We start from the raw sequence: 22,872 nt of genomic DNA, 5'->3' as shown, positions 1-22,872 counted from the left end.
ATAGCAATATTTGGTCAAGTACGCAAATCATTTATACCTGGTATCAAAGATTATACTAAAAGCGATAAGGAAAGAAAAATCATGACCTATGAAGAATTCAAAGAAAAGGTAGGCAGCGTGATTCTGACCGATGAGGGAAACTGCCCGGTCACGCCAGTGGTGCAGATGCTGCAAGGAAAATGGAAGCTCCAAATCCTCTATGAACTTTGTATTAAATCGCCCATGCGCTTCGGTGAACTGAAAAAGATGCTAAAGCCAATTACAAATACGGCGCTGACAAATGCCCTCAAAGAGTTGGAAGCCGATGATTTGATACAACGAATCCAGTACAATGAGATGCCGTTGCGAGTAGAATACTCTCTAACACTGAAAGGGCAAGATTTACTGCCGGTATTTTATTCCATTATGCAGTGGGGAACAAAATATATCCCTTGAATTTCTAAAACAAGCGTCCAAATGTACCATCATAAATCAACAATAAATCAACGATAAAATGGCGTAATTTAACGGCAATATCGAGATTTTGTAGTTTTTCAGAATTGAAAAAACATTTCAAGCAGAAATAGTCTTTGTTAAACGCAAGGACTATTTGTTGCTTGAAAATTCTAATGAATACATTTAAATCTAAATCGAAACAAAGCAGAGATACTATCAATTGAAATTTACAAATTATATGTTGGTTTTTCGCTGTCCGTAAAACCGAAGAAATTCGTTCATTTTGGCTGTATTTCCGGAAGACCCTATCTCTAACTGAACAAAATTTTTATTTTGTTCAGTTAATAAACTTGTCCTTTCGAGGCCAAATTACTGACCGGTTCGGGCTTTTGCGCCGGATTTATGATGTGTTGCATTATTGCGCAGTTTTTTGTTCAGAATCTATCGGTATGTATCGCTTGCTTCCCGTATTTCCTATAGGCTCATATCTACAATCTACGATTCAAGAACGGCTGGATATACGGCTGTGAATCTGACTCGGCTGAGTCGGATCTGAAGTTCGCCAATGCATGATTTTTGTATTTTTAAATTAGTCTGCCAAAAATCACGTCTTGACATCTGCGTCTATGGCATTTGAATCTCCGGTTCGTCAATTTCCGCCATTTCCACAACCGCCTTGTACGATTTTTGCCATACAACTGGATGCTGCCCTAAAATATACATAAAAATGTTCCAGCCCTGTACAGCTCCATGATAAATCTCCACACTTTTTTGTTACTTTTTAACTATATTTTGATATAAATATAACATATTCATTCTTTGTATTTTACTATCGTATGTTCCAGCATATATTTTTTTACGAACGTGCACAATATACGTTATATCTGCGGAAAAATTTTTGTCAGATTTTCGTTTTCTTTTATTCTTTACGCGAAATATTTGATAGTTTCCTAAGTGATTTTGACAATTTTGTTACGGTTAAAATCATACAAGTAGCTTGCGTTCACGCGCACGCGGTGATATAATAAACAAAATCTAAATTCACAGTGTTTTTCATCCCTGTAAAAAACACGCGTGCAACGGGAGGGAATAATTATGGAAAAGTCTGATGTAACCAGCATGAGAAAATCCAAAAGTCATGAAGGCGGTATAGCAGAACTTCTTAATTTTAAGCAGAAAAACAAGGATATGAACGAGTTTATCAAAGTGCCTATGTCGGAGAAATTGGCATATTGCTTTGGCGATCCGGCACTGACGCTCATATACACAATCACAACTACCCTTCTCACCTACTTTTACACGAACGTTGTAGGCATTTCTGTCGGTGCGGTTGGTATGATTTTGCTGCTGTCGCGTGTTTTTGATGGATTCTCCGATGTCCTGATGGGTACGATTATTGACCGCACGCACTCCAAATATGGTAAGGCTCGTATCTGGATTTTGAGATTAGCACTACCGTACGCAGCAGCGGCCGTTCTCCTGTTTACCATGCCGCCGTTTGGCAACACCGGCAAGATTATCTATGCATTTTTGACATACAATCTGATGAACACCGTTGTATACACGGCAATCAGCCAGCCATTTCATTCGCTGGGATCGCTGATGAGCCGTGACCGCACGGAGCGAGACACCATTTGCAATATCCGCATGCTGCTTTCTATCACGGCAAGCATGATTGTAACGGCATTTACCTTGCCGCTCATCAATAAAGTTGCCGACATGACACATAATCCACAGATTGCTTGGGTTATTGTAACCGCTGCATATGCGCTGTGCTCGGTATTTATCTTGCTCAACACGTATACAACCTGTACGGAACGTGTCAAGTCAGACGAAGTACAGAAAGAAGATATTCCGTTCAAAATTGCATTCAAAGCCACCATTACAAATAAGTATTTTCTGATTGCGCTGGGTCTGATGCTGTTCTACACGGCATATCAGATTATCATTGGTACGGACCTGACATATTATTGCCAGTATGTTCTTGGTGATGTAAACTTAGTTATGCCGCTGTCTGCCGCTGAAAAGATTTGCACGATTGTCGGCATTGCCCTGCTGCCGAAGCTGCTGCCGAAATACGGTAAGCGCAACTTGATTTGTGCCGGCTGTCTGCTGGGCATCGCCGGTCAGCTGCTGTTCCTTGCGAATATTACCAGCGTACCGCTCGGTGTCGTGACCTGTATGATGCGCGGATTTGGTATTGCACCGTTCTATGGCGTACAGTATTCGCTGCCGAGTGACGCGATTGAGTATGGTCACTGGAAAAACGGCATCCGTGTAGAGGGCTTGATGTTCTCGTCTATGAGCATGGGTCAAAAGGCCGGTTCCGGTATTACTTCTGCTGTTATGAGTGCTATCCTGTCTATGGCGGCATTTAACGGATTGAAGGCAACTGCTGCTGAACAGACCGCTGCGGCAATTAGTGCGATTAAAGCATTCTATCTGTATGTTCCGATTGCTCTGTGGGTAATTATGTTCGCCATCGCAGCTTGCTACAGCTTGGATAAAGTATACGGCAAGATGATGAAGGAACTCATTGCACGCGAAGGTAAAAACGTGGATACGTTGGAATAAATAATTGATGTGCAAAAACCCCGTCACAGAAGCGCTTCTGTGACGGGGTTTTCTGGTTATTCTTGTACATATTTATTGTCTAGCTCAGAATGATAATATGCTAGAATTTCTCCTAACATATCATCATTTTTTGTACGCTGCATATACGCCGCGGCGCGTAAAATCATTGGTCTGCTCAAAATATGCTTCCGGCAGTGACTCAACGAACTGTTCTGCCTTCACTGATGTCGGCAGAATGCCGTTCTCCTGACACCAAGACAGTGCACCGTCATACGTGCCAGCCTTCTTATTCTTTCGGATTTTTGCAACACGGCGTGAGATTGCTTCTTTTTTTGGTGCGAGCAGCATTGCCAACTCCCCAATTGTCATCTTATCATCCAGTCTCAAATGATTATCAGAGAATACAATCGCGTGTTCTTTCGCCAATTCTACCAGCTTTTCAAACAGCGGATCATCCCGACCAACATCCGCAAACGGACTTTCTTTCATCAATTCGCGCACGCTGACAACCTGATAGCCATATTCCTGCAATACTTTCAGCTGTTCACCCAGTGCGAAAGCGACCGGTGTGCGCTTGGCCATGTTGTAGCCGTCTTTTTGGAAAATAATCTGTCCGCAGAAGAAATCCGGATCTTTTTCCAACGCATGACGAATCGGATCAATCATAGCCTGCACTTCTGCCTGCAGCGCCTGTTCCGGATCGGTATGCGTAGACGGAAGCCAGCCTGCACCGTCAAAAGAAGCTGCCATATACTGATAATTCATGGCATCATACGCGTCATAGCTTGTAAATCCATCCGGCATCTTATCGACATAGTGCGGCGGACGAGAAAGCGTCATGGTGTAATCGTATTTGGTTTTCAGCAACTGATGCAGACGATTTAAGTCAGCAACTGCATCATCTAAGCCGTTGAGATGCTCTCTTGCGCCATACACAAACGGTTTTTTGCCAAAAATCAAATGTCTGTAGCTGTGATTGGTAATTTCATGGCCTTCTTCCAAAATGCGGCGAATGAGACGGTCATTGTGTTCTGCACCGCCCTTGTCATCGCAATGAATGTCCGGATAATGGTCAAATTTGATGCCGCCCCATGCAGCACTGCCGATTTTACCGGCTTTATCCGGATAGTTTGCGCTGGTATCACCGATCACATCAAAGCTGCCTCTGGCGCCGTATTCTTTCATTGTGTCGAGCAGAACATCCGTCAATGGCTTTCCGTCAAACCGATCCGGAGATGCCGGCATTCCCATCGGACCATCATCGAACGTCATCGCGCAAATGCGCTTGCTGGTTTTGACACGCTCGATACGGCGTGTATATCCTACGGTATGCTTTTCGACCGGTGTGATAAACTTTTTGACGATTCGTTTTCCCTTCTTACCTAGTTTTACAATCAATGACATGCGTTTTTTCCTTTCTTGTCAGACAATCTTCCGCGAAGCATTTTGCGGCAAATAATGCCCATTTGCCATACGCAGATGCATGCGCGTTTGTTTTTCTTCGTTTTTGCAGCTGGCTCTTTGCAACACACATAGAGCGTCCGCGTTTTCCTTGTACTTGATTTGTACCTTGGAGCAGTGCCTGCCGAACCGATTCCAAATGCAGTGCATCAACTTCCAATATAACAACACCATTTCCGATTTCTTCTGAAATGTGCGCATCGCTTCCAGCAGTGACTGGTTTGTTCCAGTGTTTTGCCAATTTCAACGCCATGGCATTGGCTTGTCTATTTTTTCGATCAGCCCGTCCATTCCAAACTTCTATGCCGTCTAATTGTTCTATTACATCGTCCAAACGATGGATATCTTGACTATGTTCGAATGGATGTGCAATCACAGCCAAACCGCCTTGTGCGTGAATGCTGTGTACAGCTTCATCCATTTGATTGGTAGAAATTTGTTCTGTGATAAACAGTCCCAATACATGCCCGCGATCTGTAGATACTTCAATTCCAGGAATAATTAAAAAATCATCATACTGCGGAACGGTTTCCAACGCGATATCGTGGTCGCAGACTGCAATCCCCTGCAGGCCGCGCTTTCGCGCCTGCGCTACGATTTCCGATATAGACATGCAGCCATCCGCAGAGCGCTGCGAGTGAACATGTAAATCCAACCGAATGGTCATACACCTTTTCCTTCTTTCTATCGTTTCAGCAGGCTCTGTTTGAGATAGGCTCGGAATACCTGATTATCGCCTTTGCAATGCAGCGCTTCTTTCGCCGTGAAAACATCTCCCATGCCGCGCAGTGCAGTTCCAATCTGTCCGGCCTTCAAATAATGCAGGATAGCAACCGTATCATTGAGCAGGAATCGCATCCGAACGCCGACTTTGTAATCTTTCGGCGTGTATTGCACGGCTTGTCCGGACGCCGCACGCGCGTATTGCGCGACAAGCGGGCTGTCTGTTGCCTCTGTCATCGGGAAACTGCCCCAAACACGCGGATTGACTTCCAAGATACATGAGTCTTTAAACTCTACCATAGCAAATCCGACAAACCCAAAGGAATGCAGCAGCTGGTAGGCTTGTTCAATCATTGCTTCATCGTAAAAGCTTTCACAGCAGGTAGACGGACCGCCGCTGACCGGATATTCTCGGATTCTGCGATGACACAGCGCGCAGATTAGCTTACTATCGCTGTCGAGAAGCAAGCTGACGCCTGCTCCGTCACCAGTAATCTTCTGCTGAACAAGCGGCTGCGGGTCGTATTGACGCATTTTTTTCATGATTGCGTCATATTCCTCGGCATTGTGCGCGACTGCATAACGCTCTGCTGCTTTTAATCCAAATTTTTCTCCGCAGTGCGGCTTGACAACAACCGGAAAAACATCCGGTGTGGTATCGTACTGCTTGGGTACAGGAATCCCCAGTTGTTCCGCACGGGCATGTACTATTTCTTTATCGTTTAGCTGGTCAAGAATCGGTTTCGATGCAATCAAAAAATCTGCAAAAGATGCAAATTCTTCCCGCTGTGCTGCAACCATATTCAATGTTGCAGCTCCGACGCAAAATAAAACCGGCTTTTCGTATTCTTGCAGCACCGAAAGCAAGCGTTCCCTATATTCGGTGTCAGCTGCGCAGCCGTCAATCCACCGAAACTGCGCACAGTGTCGAGAAACGGAAACAGCCGGCGCTGCTTTTGCGTCTCCACGCGTCTGCGTCACGACAACACGATACCCTGCTCGGCTCAACGCCCGCACTGCAGCGATTGACATGCGGTATTTTCCATCTGTTACAATTGCTGTTTTCATTGTTTTTGTCCTTTGACTGCTTAAAATTGATATATTGTATTTATTGTTACTCGTTTTATAATCTATTATATCATGTCAATAATATTGCTACAATGAATGAAAGTCACAAAAATCCTTTAATCTATAACGAGAAAAAGACTCAAGCCACAGCTTGAGTCTTTTTTTGCCTAATTATTACTATTAGTCTGCTCTTTTCGACTGATTTCCACATCACTCATACGCAGATTCCTCATTCTAAAAGCCAGTCGATGACATTCACAACTTTTATGCCATCGTAATTTCCAAGTGAAAATCGATCCAGTGTCAGAACAATCTTTTCATAATTATCTTTAATGCTCCGCAGCGGTCTCATCTCTCTCTCAAAGGTTTCTTCCGCCGTCATATCGGCGGTCACCTGATAATAGGTAAGCACACCTTCCTTCTGTGTCACAAAGTCGACCTCAGTTGATCCATATTTTCCGATATTGACTTTGCCGTCCCTTCGCGACAGTTCCAGATATACAATGTTCTCAATGGTAAATCCAAGATCATATCGTTTTCTCGGAAGGATGTGGTTTCTGATTCCCATATCTACTATATAAAACTTATTATTGATCTTTAAGAGCTGCTTTCCCACAATGTCAAACCGTTCCACAGGATAAAAAACGAATGACTCTGTCAGGGCTTCTACATAATCACTGACGGTATTTTGAGATACTTTTCTGCCCGATGAAGTCAGATAGTTGGTTATACTTTTCATAGACACTGGGCTACCGACGACGCTTGCCAGATATCTGGCAATTGTTTTCAGCAACGCAATATCTGTAATTTTTCGTCTTCCGCTCTCTTTTTCTCTTCTCGCCTGCCGCTGCTCAATATCTTTTACAATGACGGTGTTATAGATTCCTTCCAGATACTGATCTATTTTTTCATCCGTGCGATTCATTACCGCCACATATGGAATGCCTCCTGTTTTCATGAACTCTGCAAAGGCTTCCTCTTTTGCCATGCCTGTCACAGACATATACTCACGAAAAGAAAGCGGCAGCATCTTGATCTCTGTATACCGTCCTGACAAAAGCGTTGCAAGTTCGCTTGACAGCATATATGCGTTAGAACCTGTGATATAAATGTCCACATTATCTCTGATATAAAGGCTGTCAACTACTTTTTCAAACGCTGGAACTTCCTGAACCTCGTCCAAAAAGATGTATGTCATCTTATCTGCACACAAGCGTTCTTTGAGGTAATTGTACAGCTTCAGATAGTCTTTTAAAGGTTCATAATCCAGATTCTCAAAATTGATAGAAATAATCTGTTCTGATGTGACTCCACTCGCTAAAAGTTTCTGCTGATACTGTTCTAGAAGTACAGATTTTCCACAGCGTCGGATTCCGGTCACGACCTTGATCTGTTGCTCATCTTTCCATGCCCAAAGCCGATCAAGATATTCTTTTCGTTCAACCATATCTGCATCCTCCTTTTTCTCAGTATAACATATTATACGCATAATATCAAATTATTTTCCCATTTCAGAAACTTTTGCTTTATTCTGATTAATATTTTCTGATTTCAGAAATGCGTCTGTTATGAGCTGCAGCCCTTTTCAGGGCGTGTGTCTTCCAGCAGTTAGGCATTTTTTTCACTCTATAAAGCCGGCGGAAAGTATCCATAATTGTATTATGCTCCAACAGTTCAAATTCCACCTCCATTTCACACGTTACTTTATCATTTTCAACTTTAAATTTCAGCTCTCTGCCTTTTCATTGGCAGAGGGCCGTTTTTGCTTAACAGTTATTGAGCATCCCTTAATTGCTCTACAACGCTGCATTTCGCTGCGTTATCATACATCATGCAAGGAATCAGCCACCCCAGCAGAAGAAATACCGGAATTGTCAGCAAAACAGGCAGAACGGTGAACCGATATTCAAAGAACCAGAACATACTGCCCAGCATTTTCCCCGCAAGAGGTCCCACCGCCAGTGACAGAATAAAGGCCGCCGCTACGGAGGACATTGCGTAAAACAATCCCTCGTAGATCAGCATGGTTTTGAGCTGTCGGTTCGTCATTCCTACAGCCTGAAGCACAGCAAATTCACGGCGGCGGGAAAGAATACCGGTCATCATGGCGTTGAAGAAATTTAAGAGTCCCACCAGCCCAATGATAGCACAGAGGATACCGCCTATCAGAAGGAACATCTGCCGGAACTGAGCAAACTCAGAGCGAGCCGTGGCCTTGCTTTCATACATCAAGGGCGAAAACTCACCGGCAGTGAGCTTCGATAGATATTGCTCTGCTTCGGCCTCGTCAGCTTCGTCCGCTGTGTCGAACAGGTAGAGCATCGGAATGGCTGCACCACCGCTGTCCCTCTGTGCGGTGTCCACAGACAAAACTGCATCATAGCCAGCACCACCATAACGATAACTCATGGAATACGGAAGTTCTACCAAGGCGCAGACCGTGTATTCTACATCTCTGGCTCCATACAATTTTGCCTGAAGGTACTCCTCCGGTGTATCTTCGGTGCAGAGTTTTCCGGTGCGGCTGTCGATATATTTCACATCATCCGCATAGGTAGCGGTAATCGTGTCTCCCACCTTGGGGTAGTATTCAGGATTGGGCAGATTACCGTAGTCATCTAAGGAAACCGCAATGGCAATGGCGTTATTGTTTGGCTTCAGCATAGGAGAAATATCTCCGTCGAACACTTGCAGCTTGTCAAACAGACTGTTATCCAGAGCCTCGATTCTGGTATCTCCCATCACCATATTGCCCCGGTGCTCCATGCGGCTCATATGGCTGTCCAACTGCTCGGTGTTTTCGTACCTTGCATAGTTCTGCCGCAGAGCATCCTCCGTCATCCACAGGTATGCGGTTTTTCGCACAGCATATCCCGTGCCGGAAAGACTGGCCTTTGTGTTTGCTGCGATCTCCTCGATCTGTTCTGGCGTGATGAATTCATCTGCTTCGGTGAAACGGAAATAGTCGGGCGTGCTGACGATAAAATCGGCGCAGGTCATGGAGGATACATACTTCTCCATGCTGAAGCCGCCCACAAAGGCACACAGCGCATTGAACAGTGTCACCGACAGTGCCAGAGACACCACCACCAGCACCGTCTTTTTCTTGTTTCGTCCCAGATTGGCAAAAGCCATCTGATGGAGCTTCGCTCCCCGGGTGCTGCGCTGTTTTTTCTTGGTCTGCATCGCATCCGTATATTTGGCAGCCTCCACCGGAGAAACCCTGGCTGCCATTTTTCCGGGCTTGGAGCAGGACAAGAGCACCGTCAACAGGGCAAACAGCATGGAACCAAGGAAGATCACAGGCGAGGTGCTGATGGTGGTGATGCCCGCATCCAACTGGGTGGAGCGCAAGACAACAGGCACCAGAACAGCGCCGATGCCGTAGCCCAGCAACAGTCCTGCCGGAATGCCGATCAGACAAAGCAGAAGTGCCTGCTGGCGAATGATACGTTTGAGCTGCCGAGGCGTTGTGCCAATGGTTTTCAGAAGTCCGTAAAACCGGATATCCCCCGCAACAGAGATCTGGAAAATGTTATAGATGATAAGATACCCGGTGAAAATCACCAGCAGCAAAAAAGCTGATATGGCGACCATCAGCTCTGGATCGAGCTGTGACTCCAGCTGGGATGAGGTATATCCCCAATTGACGCCGATTCGGACGCTATTGGGATCTGTATAGCTGTCCCATGTGTAGCCAAGATCGGTATCCACCTGCTCCATCTGCCCTTGAATGTTTGTGCTGGAGGCCAGCATGACATTCAAATCGGTGCGGAAAGGCTGTAACCCTGTTTTCACTGCCTGCGCTTCGATGTTATCTGCGTAATCACGGCTGATGTTGATGTAGTGAACAGGCATTAGTTCATCATAGTCCCAATAGCCTACCAGCGTAAAGGTATCTGTTACAGTAAAGGCGGTTTGATCTTTGTCCGTGATGGAATAGGAAACCGTGACCTCGGCGCCCAGTTCCGGCGTTACGCCAAGCAGCTGCAACGCTGCCGTATCCATGGCAACTTCTTTGCCGCTTTCGGGCATCCGTCCGGTAGTAGGGGGTGGCATAGCTCCATTTAGTGCAGTTGGCATCCATGTAGCTGATCTCTGCCGGTATTTTGGCAAAGACCCCCTCCGCAGTGATACCGATTACCTTCCGTGCCCCCGTAGCCTTCACCTTTGGGTGGTCAGCGATGCGTTCCGCCTGCTCGGGGGAAACATCCTTAAAGGTGCCGTGTGCATAGCCGCCTACCTGCCGAAACTGGTAGGTTTCATAACTGGCGTTCAACGACAAGACAATGGTGAACATGGAAGTAAATAGCAGCGTTGTCAGCGCAATGGCAAAAATGGCGATCAGATTGCGGCGACGGTTCGCATAAAGAGATTTTAAGCTGAGCTTTCGAATACATTTTCTGTTTTTGACATTCATCGTAGCCACCTCCCGTTAGTTCTGGGAGACGATCCGACCATCTTCGATACGGATAATGCGGTCTGCCATTTGCGCAATTTCTTCGTTGTGAGTGATCATTACGATTGTCTGGGCGAACTTTTGACTGGTGACTTTCAAAAGGCTCAATACATCCTGGCTGGTTTTGGAATCCAGATTGCCGGTGGGTTCATCTGCCAGAATGATAGCGGGTGCTGCCGCCAGCGCACGGGCAATGGCTACTCGCTGCTGTTGACCGCCTGAGAGCTGATTGGGCAGCGCATCCAGACGGTCGCTCAGTCCAAGCGTCTGCACGATCTGCTGCACAAAAGCCTTGTTTACCTTTCCACCATCCAGTTCAGTGGGTAGAATGATATTTTCATATACATTCAGCACCGGAACAAGATTGTAGCTCTGAAATACAAAGCCAATTTTCCTGCGGCGGAAAATGGTCAGCGCTTCCTCCTTCAGGGAGAAAATATCCTGTCCATCCACTATGACCGTGCCGCTTGTAGGGCGATCCAGCCCGCCCAGCATGTGCAGCAGGGTAGACTTACCGGAGCCGGATGTGCCGACAATTGCAACAAATTCGCCCTTCTTCACATTTAAATCAACTCCATCCAACGCATGAACTGCGTTATTGCCGGAGCCATAAATCTTTTTCAGGTCTTTTGCCTGTAAAACCTCCATAAATGAGTACCTCCATGAAAAAATCTGTATGTATGAAAGAAAATGATCCTTTGATACATACAGATTATCGCATAAGATTCTTTCCGCATTCTTTCCGGCGGGAGATGAAATCTAACAATTTTGATAGAATTGTTGTTATTTCGGCAGAAATATGGAAAACGTACTTCCTTTTTCCGGAACGGAAGCAACCTTGATATAACCGCCCTCGCCAGATATGATCTGTCGGGCAAGGTATAAGCCGATGCCCACACCTTCTTGTTTCTGCACACTATTTGAGCGGTAAAAGCGAGCAAATATCTTCGCTTGCTCACTTTCCGAAATGCCTGTGCCAGTATCCGATATATCAATCCTTGCAAACATTTCATAGCTTACAGCAGAAATAGTAATGGTGCCATGCTCCGTATATTTGATGGCGTTGTCTACGATATTAGCCAGCGCTTCCGCTGTCCATTTGAAGTCGAATACAGCAAAAGCATCGGTATCCTGCAGTTGCAAAGACAATCCTTTTTCAGAAGCCTTGGCGGTATATTGTTCTATTACGCTTTCAAGCAGCGGCTGCAGCGCTGCTTGCTGAGGGGCGAGTGAAATGATCCCGTTTTCCAGTCTGGAAAGCTTTACGAGAGAATCGATCAAAAATCGCAGCTTTTCCGATTGTTTGTACAGCGCCTCCACATTTGCCTTCGCCGATGCAGGCAGAGTTTCCTCCATCAAAAGCTCACTGTATAACAGCAGGTTTGCAATTGGCGTTTTTGTCTGGTGGGAGATGTCCGCAATCAAGGATTTGATTTTATCTTTTTCTTGCGCTATATTTTGAGAAGATGCTTCTGCGGCAGAAAGATAGTGTGCAAACTTTGTTTCCAAAGCAGACAGCTGGCTTTCATCAAAAGTGGTTTCAGAAAAGGAGCCGGTCATGGCAGCGTCCAGCATCCTTTCGATTTCTTCCATCGTTTTTCTGACCTTTCTCCGCTCCCATAATACAACAGCTGCCGCCGCCAGAAAACACAGCAGCAGGATCACAATGCCGGTTTTATTCATCTTTTATCACCCAGCTATAACCGATTCCATAGACGGTTTTAATGTATTTCTGTGCACCAAGCTTATCCCTCAGACGCTTGATCGTAACAGACAAAGCATTTTCATCCACATATTCTGCGCCATCTGTCCAGATTCGGTCTACAAGGTCTCCGCGGGTCATGGTTCGACCACGATTTTCAACAAGCAGACGCAGTAATTTTTGTTCTGTTTTACTCAATTCCACTTTTGAATCTCCCACATAAAAGGTCATAGTCTCAAAGTCAAAGTGAAAAAGATCAATACAGATCGGCGCATTTTTATGGCTTGACGCTTGCTTTCGCAGTTGGGTATTCACCCTTGCCCGCAAAACCGAAAGAGAAAAGGGCTTGGTAATGTAATCATCAGCGCCTCGTTCCAATCCATCTACAATATCCATATCTGTATCGTTGGCAGTCAGCAGAATAACAGGAACTTCGGGCATGTTTTCCTTGACCTCTCGGAGCAGCTCAAGCCCATTGCCATCCGGTAGATTTATGTCTAAAAGAATCAGAGACACACTACCGCAAAGCAGCTGTTCCTTCGCCGTTTTTAGGTCTTGGCAGGAAATGATCTGCCGAGCATCTGCTTTCAGCGCTTTGCATAAGCCTTGATTCAAACCGATATCATCTTCAACAATCAGTAATTGCTCCATATATCTCACTCCCTCGTTATCAATACCACCACGGCAGTTCCAAACGCTCCGATTCAAAGTTGGAAAGACCGATGGAGCAGACTTTATCTTATCAATGCCTTTCAATTTCTGGCCGTTTAAGGTTTTATTTTTTCACCGTTAATTTCAATCCAGTAATTTTCATCAATAGATGCTAAAATAGTTTCATATTGATAATAATATGTACCATCTGTTCTTTGTATCTTTCTCTCCGAAAATGTAGAATTCTGAGAATCTACAATAATGCTGGATTGAGATTGTTTTTCTGTCGATTCAAGAGGACTTACTACGACAATTGCTTCTTGACAATCCTCCGAGTAGCAAACAGTGCATTGTAATCCATTAGAATATTTTTCTATTATTTTATCTTTTCCACTCATTTGCCGCCATTTATTATCTTGTTTGACAGATATATATGTGTCAATACCAAATCCATCTTCTTTACTACGTTCTACAAATACACAAATATTACTTCCTTCTATTTTACAAATTGGTTCAAAATCTTTCTGATTATAAGACTCTATTGTTTTCCATGCTTCTTCAGGAGTATTGAACCATTCTGAAGAAACATTCATTATATGAAACATTGTTACGACTAACAATAAACACACAATAATAATTGCCAATTCATACACAGTTCTTTTTCTTGTCTTTCCTCTTTGTGTTCCTCGGAAATATTTTATAATGCTTGCAGCACATATGCAAACGCATATAAATATACATAACGACAATAACTTTATCATTAAATCATCACCTTTTCATAGTATTAACACGTCTATTGAGAGATGTTCAAGTCAATCGTTGCAGTTCATCATAATTATTATACTTAATGCTCTCATCATTAGCAATATTAACTTACAGGGTTCGTGTTTGCACAGGCGGAAAATTTTAAGAAATCTGTAAGAAATCTGTAAGAAATCTGTAAGAAATCTGTAAGAAATCAGAAAGAATACCGTAAATCGCCCATGTTATACTGCCTATAACAAAACAAACAGAGGTGTAGGTATGATACTTTCTTTATTTGCGTATTATCTCATTGGTCTGCCAATGTATCTTTTATTTGGCTGTTTTGTGTACCGCCGCTATCACGCACGGCAGCAGTGTTCCAAGGGCTTCTTTGTCGGGTGGCAGCTATTGGCCCTGTTATTAACTATGATGTTTTCTGTGACCGGCGCCGCGGGAATAGATAACATCGCGTATCAAGTGCAAAACGGCGGCTCTCTCATTCAATTGTTTGGCACCAATGTCATTCCATTCTACCATGCCGATTTCATGGGGATGCTGTTGAATACGATTTTATTCATTCCGTTTGGCATTTTGCTGCCGATTGTATGGCGTCCGTGCAGCAAAAAAATCGCTGTGCAGGCAGGTTTTCTCCTTTCCGCGGCCATTGAACTTTCTCAGCTGTTTAACGGAAGAACGACCGATATCAATGACTTGATGACCAATACATTGGGAACATTTTTGGGATATATCTTATACACACTGCTATTTCATCGCATCACATGGTTTCAAGCCGAGGATTCCCACAGCAAGCGCACCATGTCGCTGAGCATCGCTTGGATCTTTATCATTTATATCTGTGTCGGCTCCCCTGTTCTCACAGCATGGGAAATGTAACGCATACGAGGATATTGCATTTGCGCCGCGCAATTACGGTCTGTCCAAAAAAGAAGTAGATGCGCGCGTCAATCATGCCCTTGATGCCATCGACATTCAATATCTGCGGAACAAACAGATTTATAAAATGTCCGGCGGAGAAAAAAAGCTGGTATCTATCGCAACCATTCTTTCCATGACACCGGATGTCATTTTGATGGACGAACCGTCTATTGCGCTCGATCCGCGCAATCGGAGACGGCTGATTCAATTGTTAAATTCTTTTTCTCAGATAAAAATTATCGCGTCTCACGATTTGGATATGATTTTGAATACCTGTGAACGGACGATCTTGCTTTCGAATGGAAAAATTGTTTGTGACGGTGCAACAAAAGAAATTCTCACAAACCGGCAAGTATTGGAAAAACATGGATTGGAACTGCCGCTTTGCTTGCAAAAAATAACAAAATAAGGCGAAATTTTGTTAACAAATGCATCTCCTTGTGCTATGATAAAAATATCAAAAGAGCGTTGTGAGGTGTTACCACATGTCGGATTTGTTTCAATTTCTTCATCAAGAAAACATACAGCCTGAACTGCTTGACGCGGTACGGGAATACCGCGCGATGCACGCTGTGCAGGAGGCACTGCTGCCGCGGATTCCTGTGCCGCGTTTTCCCTATTACGGAAAATCTATTTGGGAACAGGCAATTGCTGCCGTGCTGTGCGGAGAAAATCTGTTGTTGGCAGGCGGAAAAGCGACGGGCAAAAACGTGCTGGCAGAAAATCTTGCCGCTCTGTTCGGACGGCCGGAGTGGGACATTTCGTTTCATGTGAACATGGATGCCGCGTCCCTGATTGGCACAGATACCTTTGTCAACGGTGCGGTGCAGTTTCGCCCCGGTCCGGTCTATTCTTGTGCACAGCACGGCGGATTTGGCATACTGGACGAAATCAACATGGCAAAAAATGAAGCTTTAGCGGTGCTGCATGCCGTTTTGGACTTCCGCCGTGCCATTGATGTGCCGGGCTATGACCGCATTCCTTTGGCGGAAGAAACGCGGTTCATTGCAACAATGAACTATGGATATGCGGGCACACGAGAATTGAACGAAGCCCTGACATCGCGTTTTGTTGTCATTCAAATGCCGTCTATGATACAGGCGGATTTGGAGCGCCTGCTTATCTCGCAGTTCCCAGACTTGACGTCCAAATATGTGCACCAATTTGCTTTGCTGTTTTTGGATTTGCAGAAAAAATGTGAAAGTTCTGAAATTTCCACAAAGGCACTGGATTTGCGCGGTATGCTGGATGCACTGCGTCTGATGCGCAAGGGCATTTGTGCCGGAGCTGCGTTGGATATGGGCATCACCAACAAGGCATTTGACGGGTATGAGCAGGATTTGATTCGAGATACCATCGCCTCTCGGATTCCGGCAAAGCTGCATGCTTCGGAGATTTTTCACTGATGGATACGACTTCTTATACCGCGATTCAGCGCCGTGCTGCCAATCAGGTATGGAGTGCCGCCGGTACCTATGATTTTGAGCCGCTGTTTTTGGCACAGCACACGGACGGTTCTCCTGCTCTGTATATGAACTGTGTGGTCGGGCTCGTACATAAGTATTATGGAGAACGTGTCATCCGCTCTTTGTTTGACAGGTGGTCCGGTGATATACACCAAGCCATGCTGGACGATCTCACATGGCTGTATTTGGAGCACATTGTTTATGTGCAGGAACTGCCGCAGCGTCCGATTTTGGCAGATTTGCGCCGCGTATATGCGAACGATTTCTTCGGTCAGGAATATAAGCTGTCGCGTCAGGAATGGATGGCAAAAAATCAACTGGTTTATACTATGCAGGCCGCGCGATGGAACCGTGTATTAAGCCGCAAACAATCCATGCTCACTCCGCGGGAAAAGTCTCTGTATGCTGCTCTTACACCGGAACAAATTCCGCCCAAAGAACGGTTGGAATCGGAAATTCTCGCAATGTATAAGCGTTTTCTGTTGTTTGACGGACAGGTTCACCACAAAAAAGCACTGCATGTCCATGTGACCGGCAAGCTGGCAGAGTTGCTTACAAAAACAATGCCGACACAATTGGTCAAAACAGACCGCGTGACGGTCGTTCGTTCCTCTCAGGCGGATGCGCCGCAGGAGGACGGATTTTTGCAGGAGAAAAATCGCGCACATGTGACACTGCGGCAGCACGCACAGCAGGACCGCGCATATATCGAGAGCTGTTTCGGACGGTCGTTGTATTCTCCGGAACAGCTGCACCGCGCAGAACAAGAGCTGTGCACGGGAAATCATTTAGGCTGTCATCTGTGGTTTACCGACGGCGCGCCGACACCGGGAACAGCGCCAACGGCAGAAGCCAAGCATCTTGCGGAACAGGCGGAACTGCAGGCGGTTCGCAATCGTGCATACTATTCGGACAATTTGGATTTGCACCGCAGTGCCGTGCTGCGATTGACGGAACAAATTCAAAACTGCATTCTCATTCATCAGCAGCCGCGTGCGCGGGTTGCCCGCATCGGACAATTGGACGCCGCACATGTCTGGCGGGTGCCGCTGCTGCACGACAGCCGCGTGTTTCTTGCCAGCGAGGAGGAAAATCAGCCGGCGTTTACTGTAGATTTGCTGCTGGACGCTTCCGCTTCTCGACTGCATTGTCAGGAGGTTCTCGCGGCGCAGGGAGTCATTTTGGCGAAAAGCCTGCTTGCATGCAGCATTCCGGTGCGTGTTTCCAGTTTTTGCAGCCTGCGCGGATACACGGTTCTCCGCATTTTAAAGAACTTTGATGAAAAAAGCAGCCAATCTATCTTCCGATACTTTTCCTCTGGTTGGAATCGGGATGGATTGGCACTGCGTGCAATGGAAAATCTTCTGACTGTTTTTCCGGGGAATGCGCCGCGGCATCTGCTCCTTGTTTTGACGGATGCTTCGCCGAATGACAGCTTACGTGTACAAGCTTCTTCGGAAAATCCGTTCGGGCATGATTACGGCGATGCGTTTGGCGTGCAGGACGCCGCGGCAGAAGTTCGAGCGCTGCGTGCAAAGGGCATCCATGTTTCTGCTGTTTTCATGGGAGAATCCTCCTCTGCATCGCATGCAGCCGTGATTTACGGAAAGGAATTGGCACGAATCAAAGGCATTGACCAGCTTGCCAAAGCAGCCGGTATATTGATTCAGCATGAAATTCGTTCCTTGGAGGATTGAGTGCGCGGCGGTTTATGCAAAGCACTTATTTCTTCTTCAGCCTCCCTTTCACCTTTCGATACAAATTTTTCACTCGATCCGGCAAGCTCACGTAATCATCCGGCAAATACGTCAAATCTCTTTTTTGTTCCTTCGGAAGAGGTCTCATTTGAATCACCAAATGAGAATGCTTCAAATAAGTGATTTCAAATCGGTATTTGTAATGCACTAAATTACTAATTTCAAAAAAGTGTGGATATTCTTCGTATTTATCCTGCCGTCTTCGCTTTTTCGTAATTTCGCGTACATCTTCCAAAACTGACTCATCCATATAAAAGAAATCAATTTCTCTTTTATCTTCCACAATCACATTCATGCTAAACTGGCGCAGAGAATCACGTTCTTTGTGAAACAAAAATGAAGATAAGTAATTTTTTATTACATCCCATGCATATTCTTGATAGTCAAAACTCTGAATACTTATTTCGGTTGTTGCTATGTTTTGGGTGAAATATTCTGCCCATAGCACACCAATTGTCCATCCCCAATAAATAATGGCCAATACTCCCTCAATCGCATAGGCTGGTGATTGAACCAACGTGCTTGATACACGTGCGGTCAATTCTCCATTTACGGCGCTATGATACAACCCTATTGCACAATTTATACCTACAATGCAAGCGAGAATCATCATTGTCCGTTCAAACGTCACATACCAGATATACCGATACCGTTTTTTTGACGGGTCAGCCATTTTTTCACCCCTCTATTTTCATTGAACTTATTATATGCATCACTTAGTATAGCGAATCTAAAATCAATTCGCAAGTCTGTGTTTCTCTTTTCTCTGCATAAAAAACGAGATGGCAGGTGCCATCTCGTTTTGTCTTGAAACCGGAAATTTATCCGTTGCTGCTTGCAATCGCCTGCTCAATGAGCTCATGCAGCTTTTGTGCCTGATCCGAGGATGTGATTGCGCCAACAATCGGCTGACCAATGATGTTGCCGTTTTTGTCAACCACATACGTGGTCGGGTACGAATACAGACCGGAAGTAAATGTTCCGGCATCGCTCTTGGAGTCAAACCATACATTGCGATACGATACGCCCTTTTTTGACAGAATATCCTTTGCTTCAGAGATAGCAGCCTTATCTCCGTCCAGCGTAAAGGTATTGATGCCTACGACAGTACCGCCTTTTTTTGCAAGCTCCGTGTTCAGGGCTTCCAAATCCTTCAGCTCCTCTACACACGGCTTACAGGTAGTAAACCAGAAATTTACGACGGTTACATCGTTTTTGGAGAAAAGATCGCTGCTTTTTACATCATTGCCATCCAAATCCTTGCCGGTAAAGCTCGGGAATTTCGTCAGCTCGCTGTTTTCCTTCGTCATGCCTGCGCTTTCTGCATCAACGCTCTCGCCATCTCCGGGCTTGCTGCCGCAGTCGGGATACTTTTGCTCCAGAATGGTCAGCTTTCCTTCAATTTCTTTGATCTGCTCAGCGCCGGTTTTTAGTGTTTGCAGCTCCTCTGCGGAAAATTGATCCTTGGCGCCTTCTATCGTGCTGAGAAGAAAATCTCCATAGTTGGTACCGTCCTCAATCATCGTGGTGTTCTTGTTCGCTGCCAAAAACACTTTTTCCCAAAGTTCTGTATTGTTTGAGAGAATATCGGTCTCTTTTTGCATCAGCTTTTGATGCAGTTTGGTCGCTTCATCCAAATTGCTCGGCTCCGTCGATGTCAGCGAAGTAATGTCGGAAGTATCGGCTGCGTCTTTGCTGTCTTTGTTTGCCGAACACGCCGTGAGGCTGAACGCCAGCACAAAGGTCATCAGTACAGTGAGTATTTTCCATCGTTTCATCGTTGTTCCTCCATGTTTATCTCGTTGGTTTGTTGTTCTTTCTTCTTGTGTGATGAGCCGAAGCCGTAATGAAAGCATAGTGCTTCGGCGGGACATGCAGTGATACACTTGCCGCAGCGGATGCATTCGGCGTGGTTTGGTGTCTTTCTGACATCCACATCCATCTTGCACGATGCCGCACATTTTCCGCAGGAAACACACTTTTGTTCGTCCATTTTTATTTCGAGCAAGGAAATCTTGTTCAGCAAGGCATAAAACGCGCCGAGCGGACAAATCCATTTGCAAAACGGACGGTAAAACAAGATGCTCAACGCGACTACCGCAATTAAAATAAAAAGTTTTTGGATAAACAGCGTTCCCAATGCCGCGCGTATTCCTTCATTCACAAGGGACAGCGGAATTGCACCCTCCAGCACACCCTGCGGACATATGTATTTGCAAAAAAACGGATCGCCCATGCCTACATCGTTGACTGCAAGCGTAGGCAGTAAAACCACAGCCAGCAGCAAGATGATGTATTTCAAATACGTGAGCGGCTTTAGCTTTTTTGTAGACAATTTTTTGCTTGGGATTTTATGCAGCAGCTCCTGCAGCCATCCGAACGGACATAGAAATCCACAGATGAAGCGTCCCAGCAGTACGCCAAGCAAAATCAAAAATCCGGTTATATAATAAGAAAACCCGAATTTTGACGAGCCGACTACTGCCTGAAAAGAACCAATGGGGCACGCACCCGATGCTGCCGGACAGGAATAACAGTTTAAGCCGGGGACACACACCGATTTTCCTTTGCCTTGATATATGCCGCCTCGAAAGAAGTTTGGCAGGTGTATATTGGTGAGCAGCGTTGCTCCTGCCTGAATCCAACCGCGCACGCGGCTGAAACGCTGTGAGAAAGTCGGTTTTCTGTTATCCAATTCCAACACACTCCAAACACAACCGCACGGCTTTGCTGAATACTGTATCTACCTCGCCGCGCATGACTCCGAAACACAGCATAACCATTCCGGCGAGTAACAGTGTACCCTGTAAGAATGCTTTTTTCTTTCCAAACAATTGAATCCCTCCCTCTGTTTTCTGGCTCAGTATAGCACGGCAAGCATAAAATCTCTGTTAAGTTTCGGTTCTTAATAAAAATTTTATACGTGCCGTGTTATAATTTACAATAGAAATGGCAATCAAGGAGTATAAGGAGATTTTATATGCATATTTTAGTGGTTGAAGATGAAAAAGCCCTGTGCGATACAATTGTGCGCAGTCTCAAACGCCTCGCTTACAGTGTGGATGCGTGCTATGATGGACAACAGGCAGTGGAACTGCTCTCGATAGAGCGTTTTGATCTTGTTGTGCTGGATCTCAATCTTCCCGGTGAGGACGGCATGACGGTCTTGAAAACATTGAGAAAAACCGATCGGGAAACCAAAGTTCTGATTTTATCCGCTCGCTGTGAGGTTTCCGATAAAGTAGCCGGTTTGGATGCGGGCGCAAATGATTATTTGACAAAGCCGTTTCATCTGGACGAGCTTGCGGCACGAATACGCAGCCTGACGCTCAGACGTTTTACGCAAAACGATGTTGTTTTGACTTGTTCGGAGCTTTCTTTCGATGCAAAAACACGAAAGGCTTCTGTTTGCGGAGAGCCGTTGTCTCTGACTCGCAAGGAAACGGGAATCTTGGAGTACCTCATGCTCAATCAGGGACGCCCCATCAGTCAGGAAGAACTTCTCGAACATGTTTGGGACAGCAGCGTGGACAATTTTAGCAATTCTATCCGCGTGCACATTTCCGCCCTTAGAAAAAAACTGCGCACTGCCTTGGGATATGACCCGATACACAATCGCATCGGCGAGGGGTATGTCATGGAGGAAAAGCAATGAAACGTTTGTCTTTGCAATGGCGCATTACTCTGATGACTGCGGTTCTTATCGCTGTGACCTGCCTGCTCATGAACTGTCTGATCGGTTATTCCGGCAAGCACTATATGGATTCCATCAGTGACGGCATCTCCGCTTACAGTGACATTGATCAGGGAAAACCGGATTCGTTCGACCCGCAGAGTAAAAACTTGGATCAGGAACTCACGATTATTGTAAGCGGTGTGCAGGAATCCTTCGGAATCACCAATTGGTACATAACAGCTGCTGTCACCGTGTTTGGCGGTGTACTCGCATATTTTGTCAGCGGTCACGCGCTGAAGCCTTTACGCAGCTTTGCTGCGCAAATTGAACATGTGCAGCCGAACAATTTGTCTGATATGAAGGTCAGCGAAGATGTGCTGCCGGAGTTCAAACAATTCAGCAGCTCCTTTAACAGCATGATTGACCGCTTGGATGAAGGCTTTACAGCGCAGCGGCAGTTTACCGGAAACGCTGCGCACGAATTGCGCACGCCGCTTGCGCTCATGCAAGCACAGATTGAATTGTTTGCTGTCGAGCATGTCGATGCAGAACCTGAAATCGCAGAATTTCTCAAGCTTTTACAGGAACAGACCGAACGCATGTCGCAGATGACGAAAATTCTGCTGGAAATGAGTGCGCTCCGCACGGTTCCCTGTAATGACACGGTGGAACTTGCGCCAATGCTTGAAGAAATTTTGACCGATCTCGCTCCGCTTGCCGAGGAAAAAGGGGTCACGCTTTCATACGATGGGGATGGTACGCTAATCGGCAGCGATACGTTACTGTATCGTATGATATTCAATTTAACTGAAAATGCCATACGATATAATCGCTGTGATGCAGCAGTTCATATTTCCATCTGTGATGAAGCAGACAGGATTCTCATACGAGTAAAGGATCACGGATTTGGAATTGCCGAACAATACAGAGAAAGCATCTTTCAGCCGTTTTTCCGCGTGGACAAGTCCCGCAGCAGAGCGCACGGCGGCGTAGGACTTGGACTTTCGTTGGTTTGGGAAATCGCTTCGCTCCACGGCGGAACAGTAAAAACAGAAGAAAGCTCCGAAAACGGAACAGTTATGCTTGTAACTTTGCCGAAAAGAGTAATATGTAAAGTACAATAACTTTACATGAAAAACGACCAGTTTTTACATGAGAACTGGTCGTTTTCTTTTGATGAGAGAATCTTATGTATTTTTTATACCTTCAAAATCTATCGT

Annotated in this window: 22 protein-coding genes; 8 read left to right on the top strand and 14 right to left on the bottom strand. The window is 45.5% G+C overall.

From position 1 onward, the window contains the following. Positions 1-81: 81 nt before the first annotated feature. Together KQI75_RS01820 and KQI75_RS01815 are read left to right on the top strand one after the other, a co-directional pair. Positions 82-435 (top strand): winged helix-turn-helix transcriptional regulator, encoded by a 354-nt coding sequence (locus KQI75_RS01820; protein WP_216468977.1) that lies wholly within the window; start codon positions 82-84, stop codon positions 433-435. A gap of 1,095 nt (positions 436-1,530) precedes the next feature. Next, on the top strand, positions 1,531-3,009 hold the full coding sequence (locus KQI75_RS01815; RefSeq protein ID WP_216468976.1) for an MFS transporter: 1,479 nt from the start codon (positions 1,531-1,533) through the stop codon (positions 3,007-3,009). Between the two features lie 123 nt (positions 3,010-3,132). Here KQI75_RS01815 and KQI75_RS01810 read toward each other — a convergent pair whose 3' ends face one another. From KQI75_RS01810 to KQI75_RS01770, 10 genes are all read right to left on the bottom strand, one after another. Continuing rightward, a complete protein-coding gene (locus KQI75_RS01810; RefSeq protein WP_216468975.1) occupies positions 3,133-4,413 on the bottom strand; it encodes a polysaccharide deacetylase family protein in 1,281 nt (426 codons plus the stop codon). Continuing rightward, positions 4,388-5,137, bottom strand: a complete 750-nt coding sequence (locus KQI75_RS01805; RefSeq protein ID WP_216468974.1) for a PHP domain-containing protein — start codon at positions 5,135-5,137, stop codon at positions 4,388-4,390. The genes KQI75_RS01810 and KQI75_RS01805 overlap by 26 nt, the downstream gene beginning before the upstream one ends. Positions 5,138-5,154: 17 nt before the next feature. Then, the gene (locus KQI75_RS01800) at positions 5,155-6,261 is read right to left on the bottom strand and encodes a carboxylate--amine ligase (RefSeq protein ID WP_216468973.1); all 1,107 of its coding nucleotides are present in this window, start codon (positions 6,259-6,261) and stop codon (positions 5,155-5,157) included. 229 nt (positions 6,262-6,490) lie between these two features. Next, positions 6,491-7,708 carry an ATP-binding protein gene (locus KQI75_RS01795; protein ID WP_216468972.1) on the bottom strand — a complete coding sequence of 406 codons (1,218 nt, stop codon included), beginning with the start codon at positions 7,706-7,708 and terminating at the stop codon, positions 6,491-6,493. 326 nt (positions 7,709-8,034) lie between these two features. Continuing rightward, the gene (locus KQI75_RS01790; protein WP_246566356.1) at positions 8,035-9,858 is read right to left on the bottom strand and encodes an ABC transporter permease; all 1,824 of its coding nucleotides are present in this window, start codon (positions 9,856-9,858) and stop codon (positions 8,035-8,037) included. A gap of 268 nt (positions 9,859-10,126) precedes the next feature. Continuing rightward, on the bottom strand, positions 10,127-10,681 hold the full coding sequence (locus tag KQI75_RS13530; RefSeq protein ID WP_246566303.1) for a cell division FtsX domain-containing protein: 555 nt from the start codon (positions 10,679-10,681) through the stop codon (positions 10,127-10,129). Between the two features lie 15 nt (positions 10,682-10,696). Beyond that, on the bottom strand, positions 10,697-11,368 hold the full coding sequence (locus KQI75_RS01785) for an ABC transporter ATP-binding protein (RefSeq protein ID WP_216468971.1): 672 nt from the start codon (positions 11,366-11,368) through the stop codon (positions 10,697-10,699). A 135-nt stretch (positions 11,369-11,503) separates the two neighbouring features. Beyond that, the gene (locus KQI75_RS01780) at positions 11,504-12,403 is read right to left on the bottom strand and encodes a sensor histidine kinase (protein ID WP_216468970.1); all 900 of its coding nucleotides are present in this window, start codon (positions 12,401-12,403) and stop codon (positions 11,504-11,506) included. Then, positions 12,396-13,073: a response regulator transcription factor gene (locus KQI75_RS01775; protein ID WP_216468969.1), complete on the bottom strand. Its 678-nt coding sequence runs from the start codon at positions 13,071-13,073 to the stop codon at positions 12,396-12,398. Before KQI75_RS01775 ends, KQI75_RS01780 begins: the two co-directional genes overlap by 8 nt. A 116-nt stretch (positions 13,074-13,189) precedes the next feature. After that, the gene (locus KQI75_RS01770; RefSeq protein WP_216468968.1) at positions 13,190-13,834 is read right to left on the bottom strand and encodes a hypothetical protein; all 645 of its coding nucleotides are present in this window, start codon (positions 13,832-13,834) and stop codon (positions 13,190-13,192) included. Between the two features lie 262 nt (positions 13,835-14,096). Here KQI75_RS01770 and KQI75_RS01765 point away from each other — a divergent pair, with 262 nt between their 5' ends. The 4 genes from KQI75_RS01765 (at position 14,097) to KQI75_RS01750 (ending at position 17,916) form a co-directional block, all read left to right on the top strand. After that, on the top strand, positions 14,097-14,711 hold the full coding sequence (locus KQI75_RS01765) for a VanZ family protein (protein ID WP_216468967.1): 615 nt from the start codon (positions 14,097-14,099) through the stop codon (positions 14,709-14,711). Next, positions 14,674-15,162 (top strand): energy-coupling factor ABC transporter ATP-binding protein, encoded by a 489-nt coding sequence (locus KQI75_RS01760; protein WP_407927175.1) that lies wholly within the window; start codon positions 14,674-14,676, stop codon positions 15,160-15,162. Before KQI75_RS01765 ends, KQI75_RS01760 begins: the two co-directional genes overlap by 38 nt. A gap of 76 nt (positions 15,163-15,238) precedes the next feature. Next, on the top strand, positions 15,239-16,159 hold the full coding sequence (locus tag KQI75_RS01755) for an AAA family ATPase (protein ID WP_216468966.1): 921 nt from the start codon (positions 15,239-15,241) through the stop codon (positions 16,157-16,159). Beyond that, positions 16,159-17,916, top strand: coding sequence for a vWA domain-containing protein (locus KQI75_RS01750; RefSeq protein ID WP_216468965.1), 1,758 nt, complete (start codon positions 16,159-16,161; stop codon positions 17,914-17,916). Before KQI75_RS01755 ends, KQI75_RS01750 begins: the two co-directional genes overlap by 1 nt. 25 nt (positions 17,917-17,941) lie before the next feature. On the opposite strand, the gene KQI75_RS01745 is transcribed toward KQI75_RS01750, so the two are convergent. The 4 genes from KQI75_RS01745 to KQI75_RS13865 form a co-directional block, all read right to left on the bottom strand. Further along, the gene (locus KQI75_RS01745) at positions 17,942-18,649 is read right to left on the bottom strand and encodes a hypothetical protein (RefSeq protein WP_216468964.1); all 708 of its coding nucleotides are present in this window, start codon (positions 18,647-18,649) and stop codon (positions 17,942-17,944) included. A 148-nt stretch (positions 18,650-18,797) separates the two neighbouring features. Beyond that, positions 18,798-19,754, bottom strand: coding sequence for a TlpA family protein disulfide reductase (locus KQI75_RS01740; protein ID WP_216468963.1), 957 nt, complete (start codon positions 19,752-19,754; stop codon positions 18,798-18,800). Next, positions 19,751-20,671: a 4Fe-4S binding protein gene (locus tag KQI75_RS01735; protein WP_216468962.1), complete on the bottom strand. Its 921-nt coding sequence runs from the start codon at positions 20,669-20,671 to the stop codon at positions 19,751-19,753. Before KQI75_RS01735 ends, KQI75_RS01740 begins: the two co-directional genes overlap by 4 nt. Next, on the bottom strand, positions 20,664-20,735 hold the full coding sequence (locus KQI75_RS13865; RefSeq protein ID WP_456237091.1) for a CD1871A family CXXC motif-containing protein: 72 nt from the start codon (positions 20,733-20,735) through the stop codon (positions 20,664-20,666). Before KQI75_RS13865 ends, KQI75_RS01735 begins: the two co-directional genes overlap by 8 nt. 221 nt (positions 20,736-20,956) lie before the next feature. On the opposite strand from KQI75_RS13865, the gene KQI75_RS01730 reads away from it, so the two are divergent. Both KQI75_RS01730 and KQI75_RS01725 read left to right on the top strand, forming a co-directional pair. Beyond that, positions 20,957-21,631 (top strand): response regulator transcription factor, encoded by a 675-nt coding sequence (locus tag KQI75_RS01730; RefSeq protein ID WP_216468961.1) that lies wholly within the window; start codon positions 20,957-20,959, stop codon positions 21,629-21,631. Next, the gene (locus KQI75_RS01725; RefSeq protein WP_216468960.1) at positions 21,628-22,776 is read left to right on the top strand and encodes a HAMP domain-containing sensor histidine kinase; all 1,149 of its coding nucleotides are present in this window, start codon (positions 21,628-21,630) and stop codon (positions 22,774-22,776) included. The genes KQI75_RS01730 and KQI75_RS01725 overlap by 4 nt, the downstream gene beginning before the upstream one ends. Positions 22,777-22,872: the final 96 nt, after the last annotated feature.

The sequence above is a fragment of the Butyricicoccus intestinisimiae genome (genome assembly GCF_018918345.1).
Lineage (GTDB): Bacteria > Bacillota > Clostridia > Oscillospirales > Butyricicoccaceae > Butyricicoccus_A > Butyricicoccus_A intestinisimiae.
Note: the sequence above shows the minus strand (reverse complement) of the source record. Positions and strands in the feature narration are given on the sequence as shown.

Bases quoted from the DNA above. Each gene is read 5' to 3' on its own strand.
- KQI75_RS01815 (WP_216468976.1), top strand. From the start codon at position 1,531: ATGGAAAAGTCTGATGTAACCAGCATGAGAAAATCCAAAAGTCATGAA.
- KQI75_RS13530 (WP_246566303.1), bottom strand. From the start codon at position 10,681: ATGAATGTCAAAAACAGAAAATGTATTCGAAAGCTCAGCTTAAAATCT.
- KQI75_RS01775 (WP_216468969.1), bottom strand. From the start codon at position 13,073: ATGGAGCAATTACTGATTGTTGAAGATGATATCGGTTTGAATCAAGGC.
- KQI75_RS01820 (WP_216468977.1), top strand. From the start codon at position 82: ATGACCTATGAAGAATTCAAAGAAAAGGTAGGCAGCGTGATTCTGACC.
- KQI75_RS01785 (WP_216468971.1), bottom strand. From the start codon at position 11,368: ATGGAGGTTTTACAGGCAAAAGACCTGAAAAAGATTTATGGCTCCGGC.
- KQI75_RS01730 (WP_216468961.1), top strand. From the start codon at position 20,957: ATGCATATTTTAGTGGTTGAAGATGAAAAAGCCCTGTGCGATACAATT.
- KQI75_RS01800 (WP_216468973.1), bottom strand. From the start codon at position 6,261: ATGAAAACAGCAATTGTAACAGATGGAAAATACCGCATGTCAATCGCT.
- KQI75_RS01790 (WP_246566356.1), bottom strand. From the start codon at position 9,858: ATGGTCGCCATATCAGCTTTTTTGCTGCTGGTGATTTTCACCGGGTAT.
- KQI75_RS01765 (WP_216468967.1), top strand. From the start codon at position 14,097: ATGATACTTTCTTTATTTGCGTATTATCTCATTGGTCTGCCAATGTAT.
- KQI75_RS01725 (WP_216468960.1), top strand. From the start codon at position 21,628: ATGAAACGTTTGTCTTTGCAATGGCGCATTACTCTGATGACTGCGGTT.
- KQI75_RS01740 (WP_216468963.1), bottom strand. From the start codon at position 19,754: ATGAAACGATGGAAAATACTCACTGTACTGATGACCTTTGTGCTGGCG.
- KQI75_RS01810 (WP_216468975.1), bottom strand. From the start codon at position 4,413: ATGTCATTGATTGTAAAACTAGGTAAGAAGGGAAAACGAATCGTCAAA.
- KQI75_RS01755 (WP_216468966.1), top strand. From the start codon at position 15,239: ATGTCGGATTTGTTTCAATTTCTTCATCAAGAAAACATACAGCCTGAA.
- KQI75_RS01770 (WP_216468968.1), bottom strand. From the start codon at position 13,834: ATGATAAAGTTATTGTCGTTATGTATATTTATATGCGTTTGCATATGT.
- KQI75_RS01780 (WP_216468970.1), bottom strand. From the start codon at position 12,403: ATGAATAAAACCGGCATTGTGATCCTGCTGCTGTGTTTTCTGGCGGCG.
- KQI75_RS01805 (WP_216468974.1), bottom strand. From the start codon at position 5,137: ATGACCATTCGGTTGGATTTACATGTTCACTCGCAGCGCTCTGCGGAT.
- KQI75_RS01750 (WP_216468965.1), top strand. From the start codon at position 16,159: ATGGATACGACTTCTTATACCGCGATTCAGCGCCGTGCTGCCAATCAG.
- KQI75_RS01795 (WP_216468972.1), bottom strand. From the start codon at position 7,708: ATGGTTGAACGAAAAGAATATCTTGATCGGCTTTGGGCATGGAAAGAT.
- KQI75_RS01745 (WP_216468964.1), bottom strand. From the start codon at position 18,649: ATGGCTGACCCGTCAAAAAAACGGTATCGGTATATCTGGTATGTGACG.